Genomic DNA, 13,947 nt, shown 5'->3' with positions numbered 1-13,947 from the left:
GCAATTGCTTTCCCGCATTGGTCGTCAGGGCTTGAACGTGCCGTCTCGAAGATCTGCAAAATAGCTGTCATTTCCGATCTGGCCGCCCTTTAGCGCAATTTCGAGTTCTGATCCTCCGCGGGTTTGCGCGGTGCACACTGGCGAACCGGGTGTGGTCGGGATGGCCTGGCGGAGTGTCAGGGCGAAAATGTCCAGTTCCGCCAGAGCGTGGCTTGATGTGTCACCGCCGGCTACGGCAACACGCTCGAGACCATGCCGGTCCTTGAGGGTAGCCAGAAGGCGGCCGAGGGTTTTGCCGACCTGATCGAGGTTCAAGGACCCTGTTACCTGTTCGGTGGTCTTACCTTTGGCGGTGTAAAGGATCGGACTTTGGCCGGTTTCGAGTGCCTCGGAAGCGATCTGCAGCACGCGTTCGAATTCCTGCTTGATGCCGTTGCCGGTTGCCAGTGCATTGAAATCGACTTCGATGCCCCTGAAGCCCAAATGTTCCGCGGTTTCGATTTGGCGCGCGGTAGTTGGTGAACAGCTTCCCGAGACAACTGCGATACGGGACTTGGACGTCAGGGGCGGAGATGGTTTCGGCGGCTGCAGCAGGCCAAGTTCGCGCCATTTGTGCAAGAGGGCGTATTCAACGCCGGACGAGCCGGCAATGAATGGACCCAGGCCCTGCCTGCTTTCTTCGAGATAACTTCCCGCGGCCACCTGGGACAGGCTGTCGTAAACATCTATCAGGAGATTGGGGTTGCGCACCTGGTCGATGTCCGGGACCTTGCCGTGCTTGGCGGCGATGGAACCGTCCAGCGGGGTCAGGCATTCAAAAGGCAGGTTCGTTTGCCCTGACAGGTGTTTTACCAGATCCGCTTCGTGCATCGGTGTTGCCGGGTGCCTGCTCATCACGGGATGTCTGTCTATTCTGTAGACTTCATCCCGGTAAGCCGCGAACAAATTGCCGAAATAGGTGTAGCGCCGAAGCTGAGGAGCCCCGACCACAACTGCTGTCCGTTTCTGGCTGAACGTTTCCAGGCCGATTTCCAGGGCTCGGCCAATGGAGCCCTTTTCTGGCGAACTGTCGAAGGTCGAGCAGGTCTTGTAGTGGCAGAAACGCGCATCGAGCGTCCACAGCCAGGAGAAAATCGCCGGTAGGTGCTCCGACATCCAATCGGGTGTCTGGCTACGGCTGATGCCTGCCAGGCCGACCGCTCGACAATGCTTGAACTTTTCGAGCTGTTTTTCACCCGGGATTGACGTGAACAGGACGGTTTCGACGCCTCCGGTTGTCAGGGCTTCCATCACGTCCGTCGATCCGGTGAAATCGTCACCGTAATAGGAAATGAGAAGATCGCCGGTCATTTCCTTGCTCCGGTGCCGTCTTTTTTGCCGAACAGGTCCAGGGCCTCGGAAAGTTCCTTGTGATCTTTCGCGAAAACATGTGCCGGAATTCCGCCGACGGCAGCCTCTGCAGCCTGCTTCAGGCTGGCGACACCGCCGGCAACACCGCCGGGGTGTCCCATGATCCCGCCCCCGGCACAATAAATGAAGTCGGTGTGCCCTACGGCCCGGCAGGTCTCTTCCATTTGAACGGCTGTCTGACCCGACGAGAATACCGGCATCGCCTGATATCCGCGCTCTTCTGACAAGGGATCATCGAGAGAGCGGGCGTTTTCGATAACCGTGGTGTCGGCCTCTGTGAACTTGTTCGCGATCCCGTTGACATGCAGATGATCCGCTCCGGCGAGCCTCCAGAACTTCTGCCAGACACGAAACGAGATGCCGATATCCGGCGATCTGGAATAGATGCCCCAACCGTTTCTGTGGCAATGAAGTGGAAGATCAACGTGCCGCCGGATGGCGGTCAGGCCCGTAAGGCCAAGTGAAAACAGGCTGACCATCGCACAGGTGCCGCCGGCTTGTTGCAGGAGGTCGGCATTACGGCGCATCGCGTCCAGCTCGTCGGTGATGTTGAAGGCGTACATCACCTTCCTGCCGGTGCGGTCCGCATGCGAATTGATGACTTTCATGACTTCGTTCAGGCGATCCTCGAACGGGCAGTGAAGACCGTTCGCCTGCAATTCATCATCCTTGATGAAATCGATTCCACCGTCGGCGAGTTTTGCGACAAGAGACGCTGTTTCGGCAGGTGAGAGACCGACGCTTGGTTTGATGATCGTGCCGATCATCGGCCGGTCCCTGACCCCGGCAAGCGCCAGAGTTCCCTGCCGGCCGTAGGCCGGACCCGGATACGCCACGGCGAATTCTTCAGGAAACGAAATGTCCGTCAGGCGAAGCGCGGACACGTCTGTCAGTTCGAAAAGGTTGCCGGCAACGGTTGCCAGGACGTTTGGAAGGGATGTGCCCATGTTCTCGAGCGGCCAGGAAAGAACGATCTCGCCGCGCGTGTAGGTCTCCGCGCTGATCCGGCACGGCAGCGAGGGAACCCTGCTGCTCGATGTTGCCGTGACCCGCTCGACCCTTGCCCCGGAGAGCTCTTTTAACCGGTCTGTTTCACCCGGCAGCTTCAGGAATGTTCCCGAGGATTGTTCACCTGCGATTACCTCGGCGGCCCGCTCCAGAGTTGTCGGTGTTTCAAGATCATATGTTGCAAAGAGCCTCCCCATTCTCGTCCTCTGTCCTGTTCCAAGTTGCGCATTGCTTATATGACTATCAACTTATCATACCAGTTGACAACATGATTTGTATGTGAATTTATTTGCGCAACAAATTTGGAGGACACATGAAAATCGCTCTCATCGGTGCGGGGGGGAAAATGGGAGTGCGGCTCTCCCAGAACCTGAAAGGCTCCCGTTTCAACGTTGCCCATGTGGAAGTCAGCGATGCAGGCAGAGATCGGCTGAAGGCGGAAGTCGGCGTCGGCTGTGTCGACGTCGACACCGCGCTTGAAGACGCACGTGCGGTTATTCTTGCTGTGCCGGACACTGCGATCCGGGCGGTGGCGAAAGGCATCATCGACAAGCTTGCGCCAGGAACGATGCTGATCGCACTGGACGCAGCTGCCCCCTTTGCAGGGCACTTTCCAGAGCGCAAGGACGTGACCTATTTCGTCACCCATCCCTGCCATCCGCCGATATTCAACGATGAAACGCAGTTGCCTGCGAAACGCGACTACTTCGGCGGAATTGCTGCCAAACAGGCGATCGTGAACGCCCTCATGCAGGGTCCGGAAGAGGACTATGCAATCGGGGAGGAGATCGCGAAAACCATTTTTCAGCCGATCCTGCGTTCGCACCGGGTCTCGGTGGAACAAATGGCGCTCCTGGAGCCGGGCCTGTCCGAAACCGTCTGCGCGACCCTTCTCGTTGTGATGAAGGAAGCAATGGATGAAGTCATCCGGCGAGGAGTCGACCCCGTGGCGGCCCGGGACTTTCTTCTGGGACACATGAACATTCTTGGAGCAGTCGTCATGGAAGAAGTCGACGGCGTCTTCTCCGATGCCTGCAACAAGGCCATCACCAATGGCAAGAAACGTCTCATGCGAGACGACTGGATCGGCGTGTTCAAGCCGGACGAAATCAGGGAAAGCATCCGGCAGATCACCTGATTGAGCGGTCCGCCATCTCGTATGGCGAACGTTCAGATTGGTGCCGCCGGGGTCTTGGAGGGACCCCGCGGGACCTGGCACGAGATTGAACCTATTGTTGGGAGGACAACATGAAATTCACGAGACGAATCCTGCTTGCCAGCGCTGCTGTTGCAGCTACCCTGCTTGCACCCGCTTACGCTTCCGCAGCCGACCTCATTGCAATCATCACACCGTCGCATGACAACCCGTTTTTCAAGGCGGAAGCTGAAGGCGCGCAGAAACGTGCCGAAGACCTCGGCTATGACACACTCGTGCTGGTCCACGATGACGATCCGAACAAGCAGAACCAGCTCTTCGATACGGCAATTGCCCGTGGTGCGAAGGCGATCATCCTGGACAATGCCGGTGCGGATGCGACTGTCGCTCCAGTCCGCCGCGCGAAAGAAGCCGGCATTCCGTCGTTCCTGATCGATCGCGAAATCAAGGAAACAGGCATTGCCGTTTCCCAGATCGTCTCCAACAACTACCAGGGAGCACAGCTCGGCGCGGAGGAGTTCGTCAAGCTGATGGGTGAAGAAGGCAAATATGCCGAGCTGCTGGGCCGCGAAGCCGACACCAATGCCGGAATTCGCTCTGCAGGCTATCATGATGTGATTGACCAGTACCCCGATCTGGAGATGGTTGCCCAGCAATCAGCCAACTGGAGCCAGACCGAAGCCTACGAAAAGATGGAAACCATCCTTCAGGCCAACCCCGAGATCAAGGGTGTCATTTCAGGAAATGACACCATGGCCATGGGAGCCTGGGCGGCTCTCAAGGCAGCCGGGCGGACGGATGTGATTGTTGTCGGTTTTGATGGCAGCAACGATGTACGCGACTCCATTCTGGAAGGCGGCATCAAGGCAACCGTGCTGCAACCAGCCTACCGGCAGGCTCAGATCGCAGTGGAGCAGGCAGACCAGTACCTGAAGACAGGATCGACCGGTCAGGACGAAAAGCAATTGATGGATTGCGTCCTGATCAATGGTTCGAATGCAGGTAACCTTGAGACTTTCGCGCTGAACTAGGCCCTTTATCACACCGCGGCGGATACTCCGCGGCGGTGTGATCTTTCCCACGAAAACCTGAAAAAGTCCTGCCGGATACCGCCGGAAGGGTTCTGTTCAAGGAGGTTGCACAGTGGATCGCGGCGCAGTTCCTTCCCTGTTGTTAGTTATTGCGGTTGTCGCCGGCCTGGGCGGCTGCAAACTCGAAAAGCATGTTGCCACCAATGACGGTGACGGTCAGGCCCAGCAAGTCGTTTCAAGCGATCCTGGCGGCGACATGGATGCCCTTGTCGCCGACATCTGGTCCAAACAGGTTTTGCCACATCTTCAGCAAACGGCGACCGACATGGCCGTTCTCGGCGAAGCGATCGCAGGAGATGTTGACGTCGCCGGCGAAGCACATGGTTATCGTCCGTCCAGCGAGGGAAGTCCCTGGAACTTTGCAGCCCGGGTACAGGGCACAATCTTGGCGGCCAAGACCGATACGCGTGCCGCCACCGCGGAAGTGGACGTCACCGCTGATGGCAAAGCAGATGTTATCCTGCAGCTTGGTCCGGTGATCCGCGGAACAGCACTCCGGGACATCCTTCCCTTTGTAGATTTCTCCTCATTTACCGATCAAATAGAGTTTGCCCAGCTCTCCCGCTCCCTGAATACACGCGCTTACGAAAGCGCTCTGAAAGATCTGCCCCGCGACGATCTCGTGGGCAAGACGGTTGACGTGCTTGGTGCCTTTACGGTGCGCGGTGATGGTCCGCCGTACCTGATCACACCCGTTGAGACAAAAATTGGTGGGTCATGAGAGAAGCAAAGCACCAGATCGGCTTGTCCGTGCGCGCCGCAAACAAGCTCTATCCAGGTACACATGCGCTGAAGGACGTGGACTTCGATGTCCGGCTTGGCGCAGTGAATGTGCTCGTTGGCGAAAACGGCGCTGGCAAATCCACCTTGATGAAAGTGATCGCCGGCGTCGAGCAGCTGACCTCGGGTGATATTCTGATGGGAGAGAAAAAGGTCTCTTTCCCCGATACGCGCACGGCCGCGGCACACGGGATCGGCATCGTCTTCCAGGAACTCAACCTGTTTCCCAACATGTCGGTTGCCGACAATATCTTTATCGCACGGGAAAAGACCCGCGCCGGGGTGGATATCGCCGCCAGCGACCAGAGGTCGGAAGCCGCAGCGCTGATGCAGCGTCTCGAGCACGACATTTCGCCGGATGCGATGGTGTCCGACCTTCGCATCGGCGAACAGCAGATTGTCGAGATCGCCAAGGCGCTGGCCCAGGATGCCCGGATCCTGATCATGGACGAACCGACATCCGCCCTCAGTGCGGCAGAAGTCGAAATCCTCTTCCGGGTCATCGCGGACCTCAAGAAACGCGGTGTCGGCATCGTCTACATTTCGCACCGCCTGGAGGAACTGATCCGGATCGGCGACTACATCACGGTGCTGAGGGACGGTGCACGAACCGGTGCCAGGAGCATGGACGGCGTCGATGTGCCCTGGATCGTGCAGAACATGATCGGTGCAGCCTCAAAGGACTTCGCCAAGACGGTCGAGCACGACTTCGGCGACGAAGTGTTTCGCTGCGAGAACATCAGCCTGATGGGCCGGACGGGAAAGTTCGTTGTCGATGACGTGTCGTTGTCCCTGCGGGCTGGCGAGATTGTCGGCATCTACGGCCTCATGGGTGCGGGGCGCTCCGAATTGTTCGAGTGCATCATGGCCCAGCATCCCCATTGCACAGGGGACTTCTACGTCGAGGGACGCCATCTGAACGAACCGGACGTTGCTGGGCGTATCGGACGCGGGCTGGCGCTAATCCCCGAAGACAGGAAGTCGGAAGGTCTGATCCAGATCCTGCCAATCCGGGAGAACATGTCTTTGTCGAGCCTCGGCAGGTTCGTGAAGGGCATTCACCTCAGCCTCAAGGCAGAGCGGGAGACGGTGAAGCGGTTCGTGAAGGACCTGGCCATCAAGATTGCCAGCATGGAAAACCCGGTCAGCTCTCTTTCGGGAGGCAACCAGCAGAAAGTCGTGATCGGCAAGGCGCTGATGACCTCGCCAAAGGTCCTGCTTATGGACGAGCCGAGCCGCGGTATCGACATTGGCGCAAAGGCCGAGGTTTTTCGCACCATGCGGCGGCTTGCGGCTGAAGGACTGGGAATTCTCTTCGTCACCTCGGATCTTGAAGAGGTCATGTCCCTGTCCGACCGGATCATCGTGATGTCGAACGGCAGCATTACGGGCGAGTTTGAGGGCGCCGACGTGCGGGAAGAACAGATAATCGCGGCGTCTGCGATCGGGCACGCTCCTGCCTCCGAAGCAGGTCATTTCATTGGGAGTAGTAACGGATGACATCAGTCACCACCATGCAGCCTTCAGGCACCTCCGGCGGACAACCGATGATCCTGCTGCTCCTGAAGCTCAGGACCTTCATCGCCCTGATTGCGGTGTTTGCGTTCTTCTCGTTTGCGGCTCCAAATTTCCTCAGCACCGCGAATTTCGTCATCATGTCCAAGCACGTGGCGCTGAACGCGTTTCTGGCGATCGGCATGACCTTCGTCATCATTACCGGCGGGATCGATCTCTCGGTCGGGTCGATTGTCGGCCTTTGCGGAATGGTGGCCGGCTATCTCATTCTCAACGGTGTCGATCTGGGGATCGGGTACTCGCTCTATTTCAATATCTTCGAGATCATTCTCATCACGCTCGCCGTCGGTGTTTTCGTGGGAGCGATAAATGGGGTGCTGATAACGCGTCTCAATGTGGCACCGTTCATCGCGACGCTCGGAACGCTTTACGTGGCACGCGGGCTAGCGCTGCTTTCCTCTGACGGGGCGACGTTTCCAAACCTCGTCGGCAAGGAGGCCTATGGATCTACGGGTTTCGACATGCTCGGCACTGGTAGCTTTCTCGGTATCCCGGTGTCCATCTGGCTCTTGATAGCTGTCGGATTGATTGCCGCGTATATAGCAGGCCGAACACCACTGGGACGGCACATCTATGCGGTGGGCGGCAACGAGAAGGCAGCCGCCCTCTCGGGTGTGAAGGTCAACCGCGTCAAGATGTTCGTCTACATGTTCTCGGGCTTTTGCGCGGCCATTGTCGGCCTTGTCATCTCGTCTCAGCTGGTGGCTTCGCATCCGGCAACGGGAGAGACCTTCGAACTCAATGCGATTGCGGCGGCGGTCCTCGGCGGCACATCCATGTCGGGTGGACGCGGACGGATCGGTGGAACGATTGTCGGCGCATTCGTGATAGGCGTTCTGTCCGACGGACTGGTGATGATGGGGGTCAGTTCCTTCTGGCAGACCGTTATCAAGGGCCTGGTGATCATCGCCGCCGTAGTTGTCGACCAGGCACAGCAAAAGCTGCAGGCCCGTGTGGCACTACAACAGCAGGCCGCGGCAGCTTGAGGAGAGTTTCATGAAGAAAGGCGCATTGATCGGCTGCGGTTTTTTCGCCCAAAATCACATGCATGCTTGGGCCGATGTCGACGGAGCAGCCATCATCGCGCTGTGTGATCGCGACGACAAACGCCTGCAGGAAACGGCCGAACGCTTTGGCATTGAAAGGACCTATTCCGACGCGGTCGATCTCATGAAATCGGAAGAGCTCGACTTTGTCGACATCGCGACGACAGTTCAGACCCACCGGCCCCTGGTGGAACTCGCGGCGAGGTCGAAAGTGCACATCATTTGCCAGAAGCCTTTCGCGGACACACTGGAAGACGCCACAGCAATGGTCGATGCTACTGGATCGGCCGGCGTGACCCTGATGGTGCACGAGAACTTTCGCTGGCAGTCGGCAATCCGCGCGGCGAAAGCCGAAATCGAAAAGGGAAGTATCGGAACGCCGTTCTGGGGGCGGGTCAGTTTCCGCTCGGCCTATGATGTCTATGCCAGCCAGCCGTATCTTGCGACGGATGACCGTTTCATCATCCAGGACCTCGGGATTCATATCCTGGATATCGCCCGTTTCCTGTTCGGTGACGCGCGTACCATCTCGGCAAGCACCAAGCGGGTCAATCCGGCAATAAAGGCGGAAGACGTTGCCACCATGATGCTGGTTCACGAAAGCGGCGTCACCAGTGTTGTCGACTGCAGCTACGCATCACGGCTGTCCCGGGAAAGTTTTCCGGAAAGCCTTCTTGAAGTGGATGGCAGTGAAGGGACGCTGAGGCTGATGCCTGATTACAGGTTGGTGCTGCACAATGCGTCCGGCACCAGAGAACTGGACGTTTCGCCCCCATTGCTTTCCTGGGCGGAGTGCCCCTGGCACAACATTCAGGAAAGTGTCTACAACATTCAACGGCACTTCATCGATTGCCTGAATGCTGCCAGCACGCCAGAGACATCTGGAACGGACAACCTGAAGACGCTGGAACTGGTCGAGGCTGCGTATCTTTCTGCCGCCGGGAACAGCCGAACAATCATACTGGGCAGCGCCTGAGATGAGTACCGTGAGCCGCATGCGCCTGTATGGAACGGAAAGTGCGCCGGAGTCTTTCCGGATATTGCGCGCAGGACCGTTGGAAGTACGGCTGGAAGACGGAAACCTGCGCTACGTCGGTTTCGAGGGCCACGAAGTGCTGCGCGCTATTTCCTACGTGGTGCGTGACAAGGACTGGGGCACGCTGGCCGGAGCCATCTCCGATCTCGTTGTCCTGGAAGAGCCTGGGAAGTTCGAGATTTCCTATGTTTCCCGCTACAAAAACCAGGGGGCGGGTCTCAGCGTCACGGCACGCATCACCGGCACGGAAACCGGTTCCTTGAGATTTGCCTCCTCGGCTGTTGCCGACAGCGCCTTCGAAACCAACCGCTGTGGTTTCACGGTGCTGCATCCGATCAACGGAGTAGCCGGTGAACCTGTCGAAGTGGAGCATTGTGATGGTTCGGTCGTCCAAACCTGGTTTCCAGACCTCATAGATCCCTGGCAACCGTTCAAGTCGATCCGGTCGCTGACCCACGCACCTGCGCCGCACTTGAAGGCCCGATGCCAGATGGACGGCGACACGTTCGAAATGGAGGACCAGCGCAACTGGTCAGACGCTTCCTACAAGACCTATGTGAGACCCCTGGCGCTTCCGTGGCCATATGTCATTGAAGCGGGCAAGGAGGTCGAGCAGTCGATTACCCTTCAGATAGAAAATCTTGCAAACGAGACTGCCCCATCGACCATAACACCGCTAAGCACCTCCACCGGGGGTGTCGAACTTAAAGCGGGAAAGAAAACAAAAAGCAGGTTTCCGCGCATCGGTTTGTTGATCAGCCCGGAAGACCTGAAGTCCGCCATCAATCACATTGACCTCCTGAGGAAAGTGAACCCTCCAGCAATCCTGTGTCACCTTGATCCAACTGCTTTGCATGGGCAGGAGGCGCTCGAGGGTTTCAGGGAGTTGCAAGTTCGTTTCCCGGCGTCCTATGAACTTGAATATGTGGTTTCCTGTAAGGGAGACCTCTTGGCCGAGTTTCAAAACCTCGCCGACATGATCGATCGAAGCGGGCTCGAGTTGGCTTCCATTGCGGTCTGTCCTTCCGTTGACCGACAATCGACACCACCTGGAAGCGAATGGCCGCAATGCCCTCCCCTGGCGGGCATCTATACGGCCGCAAGGCACTGTTTCCCCGGCATGAGGCTCGGGGGCGGCATGTTCAGCTATTTCACCGAGTTGAATCGCAAGCGACCTCCGGTGTCGTTGCTTGACTTCGTGACCCACGCGACCAATCCGATTGTCCATGCCGCTGATGACGAGAGTGTTCTCGAAACACTCGAGACCCTGCCGCACATCACACGCACTGCCCGTGCGATCATCGGCAAGGACAAGGAATACAGACTGGGACCGACAACCATAGGAATGCGCCAGAATCCTTACGGTTCGCAGACATTCGCCAATCCCGGAAACGAGCGCATCTGCATGACCCACGACGATCCGCGTCAGCGTGGCCTTTTCGCCGCTGCCTGGACCATGGGGTATGCGTCCGCAATTGCCAACGCTGATATTCGCCAATGGATCCCGGCCAGTTTCACAGGCCCGAGAGGAATCGTGGACACAGAAAGCGGATCTCTTCTGCCTGTCGGTGAAGTTGTCTCGCTCCTTGCTGGGCTAAGCGAAGGGGATGTCATCGATTGCAGCGATGAAACACCAGCCAGCGTCGCTGCCCTTTGTGTGGAGAAGGACGGTGAGGTCTTGCGGTTTGCTGCAAATCTGACAAATCGGGAACTGGAAATTGGCTTTGGGGAACGCAGGACGTTTGGCCCATTTGAAGTTATCCGGCTATAAGTCTTCCTAAGGGTGTTGAAGCGGCTGGCGAATTTGACGCCGTGCTTGTCGCGACGTTCAGACACCCCAACAATGAAGAGATCAGATTGGCGGGTCATGGAAAACTGGAACGGCTTGGGGACCGGTGACGACAAGATTGTCCGGCGAAAACTCTCCGATCAGGTTTTCGATCGATTGCGTGAAATGATTGTACGCGGTGAGCTTGGACCCGGTGACCCAATGCCGTCTGAGCGTGAACTGATGCAACGTTTCGGCGTCGGCCGGCCCGCGGTGCGCGAGGCCATGCAGACGATGCACACCCAGGGTCTCATTTCGATCTCGCAGGGTGAGCGCTCCAGGGTCAGTGAGCTTTCGGCCGATCTTGCGTTTCGGCAGATGGATATGGTGGCCCGCATGCTGCTGTCTGCGTCTTCGGACAATCTGGAGCACCTGAAGCAGGCGCGTAGACTGTTTGAAGTCGGCATGGTCAGGATCGCGACGGAAATGGCAACGCCAGAAGACATTTCCGAGCTCAAACACCTCATAAGCCATCAAGAGGACATGCTCGACAGTCCGTCCGACTTCATCAAGGCCGACATCGCGTTTCACAGCAAGATTGCCTCGATCTCGGGCAATCCGATTTTTGCAGCAGTAAGTGACGCCATGCTCAACTGGCTGTTCAATTATCATACGGACCTGTTGATCTGGTCGGGACGGGAGAACGTCACGCTTGCCGAGCATTCGAAAATCGTCGAGTGCATCGAAGGCGGCGTCGCTGAAGAGGCCGAAAGCGCAATGCGCTCGCACCTGAACAGATCTCAGGACCTTTACCGGCATCACATTTGACACTGCACCAAAGGTTTCGTTGCGCACGCGGTTGGTGCCATCGGCGCCTGCCAGCCGGCAAAGCGTCCCCATATCAGTCTTTCGGCGGCTCTCGTCAGGATCCGGAAACCCGACCCAATCATCAGCGGGGAATGCCCGCAGCTGGTCAACAAGTCGAATTTGCGCTGTCCTTGCGGATGACATCGAGCATCGCGTCACGGATCTGACGATTTTCTGCCGACTCAATCCCCGCCGATCAGTCCCGTTCCAGCGAAGAGCATGATCCAGACCTTCATCCGCATGATCAGCGCCTTTTCCAGCGCCCAGGCCTGGATGATGCCACCCATGAAGGTGCCCTGAAGCGAGCCGGAAATATGGGTGGTATAGGCCTGTACCAGACATCTGGCACCATCAACCAGCAGAGCGTTCTGTTCGGGATATTCGAGCCGAACATGTACGACCAGGTCACCGGGGCCGCGACGGTCTGACGGCTGCATCAGCACGCCGGTCGGACCGAGTTGGCCGGTCGCGATAACGTCCTGGATGCGGACGATGCGCGCTGCCAGCACCGTGTTCGCCATGCCGCTGTTGATGTTGTTCTCGCAGGCGACCTCCGCAGGCATGCCGACATGCAGAACCGCGCTGTTTGTCTGGCTGAAACCAGCGACGATTTCGATGGGATCGGACTCGTCGCGATCCGGCACGATGACCATCGCCGGATTAACCGAGAACTGCGCGGCGCGAGCGCCGACATTCAGGGTTAGCTGCTCGATCTTGCCGGAAACCGACGAATAAACCTTGGTTTTGGCAAGATTGACCTTGGCCTGGTCTAGGGCGGCTTCCGCGGACTTCAGTTCTGCAGGCAGGACCTGATCGAGCTGCACTTGCAGCGCTTCCATCTTGGAGTTGGCGGCGTTCACATTGGCGGCCGCCTGCTCCTGTGCGGCCTTTGCGTTTTCGTACCTGTTCAGCGTGTAGGCGGGCGAGTTCTTGTCCTTGAGGTCCTGCTGTTCCGACAGGGTCAGGTTGGCGGTGTCGAGAACCGCTTTCGTCCGGGCGAGGTCGGCCGCGGCTGCCTTGATCTGTGCCTTGACGACATCGATCTGGCTGTTCACCTCGCCGACCGCGGTCTGGGCGGTTGCGACCGCCGCCTTTTCGCTGCTGTCATCGACCGTGAAAAGCAGATCGCCGACCTTGACGGTTTGACCGGCTTTAACGGGCACTTCGGTAACCGTGCCACCACGTTCGGTGACGATCGGCACGACACGGTAGGGGATCAACGCATTTGGGGTGTCCGGATGATAATACTCGACCGTGAAGATCAGCGCGACGAACAAGACAATCCAGACGAACAGTGCGCGGTGGACGTTGTAGAGCGTCACGGGGCGTCCCCGCCAGCGCAGATAGGCCATGCGCAGCAACAGCGGAAAGCAGGTGATGAGCAGCTCGATCATGCGCTGGCTCCTTTTCCTTCGACCGGTGTCTGCAGATCCGCAACCGACTGCTCTGCTATCGGTTGTTCTTTGGCAGGGGGCGTCCCATTGGCAGGCGAAACGGTCTCGGCTGATGCTGTTTCCTCTTCCTGCAACGTCTCGTCCGCGGCCGGTTCCGGCTTCATCCAGAGAACGACGTCATAGGCAAAGGCGGCAAAAATCAGGGTCAACGGCAACAGAAGGCTCACGTCCCGCAAGGGCGGCACCAGATCATAGGCAAGGCCGATCACCAGCATGGTCGGGATCGTGGTGCGGATCGGCGTCCTCGATCCCTTGTGCTCCGCGTAGCGGTCGAAAACGGCATAGAGGTAGATCACCAGGAAAAGGAGCAGCAGCAGTGTGATCAACCCGGCCGTGGCAAAGCCGTCGCTGGCGCCGGGCGCGACCCAGGAATCCGGCGGTGGGTCCAGTGTCTGCGCCGTCGTTGCCGTTGTGCTCATGAATGTTCCCCCACCCGATGTGCTGTGACCCAACGTCACCGGAAACATAATGTCTGCAGGAATTACCGATTGAAACAAGAAATTGCGCCTCTGACCGAGGACACGTTAGGTCGGCCTGATCCGCAGTCGGTGTGACACGCACCTTCCGAGGCCGGATCGAAGGGTTTCAGGCAATGTCTTTCCGGAATGACGAGATGGTTGGTGTAGACGTCCCGAGCGACCCTCAGGATTTCGACTGTGGTCTCCGTGATGGCACGCTGGCCGCAGCGAGGGTTGCCTCAGGTCGTCCGCTTCCAATCAGCCGTTCGCCCTGGTCGCAGCTGTCCGGAAAGAAGCC

At 58.1% G+C, this 13,947-nt stretch carries 12 protein-coding genes; 8 read left to right on the top strand and 4 right to left on the bottom strand.

The window, feature by feature from the left end; genetic code table 11:
* Positions 1–24: 24 nt before the first annotated feature.
* Both ACYQ6M_RS27785 and ACYQ6M_RS27780 read right to left on the bottom strand, forming a co-directional pair.
* A complete protein-coding gene (locus ACYQ6M_RS27785) occupies positions 25–1,350 on the bottom strand; it encodes a four-carbon acid sugar kinase family protein (protein WP_460076901.1) in 1,326 nt (441 codons plus the stop codon).
* Positions 1,347–2,615, bottom strand: coding sequence for a ribulose-bisphosphate carboxylase large subunit family protein (locus ACYQ6M_RS27780; RefSeq protein WP_460076898.1), 1,269 nt, complete (start codon positions 2,613–2,615; stop codon positions 1,347–1,349). The genes ACYQ6M_RS27785 and ACYQ6M_RS27780 overlap by 4 nt, the downstream gene beginning before the upstream one ends.
* Positions 2,616–2,731: 116 nt before the next feature.
* On the opposite strand from ACYQ6M_RS27780, the gene ACYQ6M_RS27775 reads away from it, so the two are divergent.
* The 8 genes from ACYQ6M_RS27775 (at position 2,732) to ACYQ6M_RS27740 (ending at position 11,698) form a co-directional block, all read left to right on the top strand.
* Positions 2,732–3,556, top strand: a complete 825-nt coding sequence (locus ACYQ6M_RS27775; RefSeq protein WP_460076896.1) for a phosphogluconate dehydrogenase C-terminal domain-containing protein — start codon at positions 2,732–2,734, stop codon at positions 3,554–3,556.
* A gap of 110 nt (positions 3,557–3,666) precedes the next feature.
* A complete protein-coding gene (locus ACYQ6M_RS27770; protein ID WP_022999528.1) occupies positions 3,667–4,605 on the top strand; it encodes a D-ribose ABC transporter substrate-binding protein in 939 nt (312 codons plus the stop codon).
* Positions 4,606–4,717: 112 nt separating this feature from the next.
* Positions 4,718–5,386 carry a DUF2291 family protein gene (locus tag ACYQ6M_RS27765; RefSeq protein ID WP_460076893.1) on the top strand — a complete coding sequence of 223 codons (669 nt, stop codon included), beginning with the start codon at positions 4,718–4,720 and terminating at the stop codon, positions 5,384–5,386.
* Positions 5,383–6,945 (top strand): sugar ABC transporter ATP-binding protein, encoded by a 1,563-nt coding sequence (locus ACYQ6M_RS27760; RefSeq protein ID WP_460076890.1) that lies wholly within the window; start codon positions 5,383–5,385, stop codon positions 6,943–6,945. The genes ACYQ6M_RS27765 and ACYQ6M_RS27760 overlap by 4 nt, the downstream gene beginning before the upstream one ends.
* Positions 6,942–8,006 carry an ABC transporter permease gene (locus ACYQ6M_RS27755; RefSeq protein WP_055660605.1) on the top strand — a complete coding sequence of 355 codons (1,065 nt, stop codon included), beginning with the start codon at positions 6,942–6,944 and terminating at the stop codon, positions 8,004–8,006. The genes ACYQ6M_RS27760 and ACYQ6M_RS27755 overlap by 4 nt, the downstream gene beginning before the upstream one ends.
* A gap of 10 nt (positions 8,007–8,016) precedes the next feature.
* Entirely contained in the window at positions 8,017–9,042 is a 1,026-nt protein-coding gene (locus ACYQ6M_RS27750; RefSeq protein ID WP_460076888.1) for a Gfo/Idh/MocA family protein, read from the top strand.
* A gap of 1 nt (position 9,043) precedes the next feature.
* Positions 9,044–10,873: a D-apionate lactonase gene (gene apnL, locus ACYQ6M_RS27745; RefSeq protein ID WP_460076886.1), complete on the top strand. Its 1,830-nt coding sequence runs from the start codon at positions 9,044–9,046 to the stop codon at positions 10,871–10,873.
* A 72-nt stretch (positions 10,874–10,945) separates the two neighbouring features.
* Complete coding sequence (locus tag ACYQ6M_RS27740) at positions 10,946–11,698, top strand: transcriptional regulator NanR (protein ID WP_286185517.1); 753 nt, start codon at positions 10,946–10,948, stop codon at positions 11,696–11,698.
* A 221-nt stretch (positions 11,699–11,919) separates the two neighbouring features.
* Here the strand turns inward: ACYQ6M_RS27740 and ACYQ6M_RS27735 are convergent, their stop codons facing one another.
* Both ACYQ6M_RS27735 and ACYQ6M_RS27730 read right to left on the bottom strand, forming a co-directional pair.
* Entirely contained in the window at positions 11,920–13,131 is a 1,212-nt protein-coding gene (locus ACYQ6M_RS27735) for an HlyD family secretion protein (RefSeq protein WP_022999521.1), read from the bottom strand.
* Positions 13,128–13,610: a hypothetical protein gene (locus ACYQ6M_RS27730; protein WP_460076884.1), complete on the bottom strand. Its 483-nt coding sequence runs from the start codon at positions 13,608–13,610 to the stop codon at positions 13,128–13,130. Before ACYQ6M_RS27730 ends, ACYQ6M_RS27735 begins: the two co-directional genes overlap by 4 nt.
* Positions 13,611–13,947: the final 337 nt, after the last annotated feature.

It is taken from the genome of Roseibium sp. ROS1 (assembly GCF_054658215.1).
Note: the sequence above shows the minus strand (reverse complement) of the source record. Positions and strands in the feature narration are given on the sequence as shown.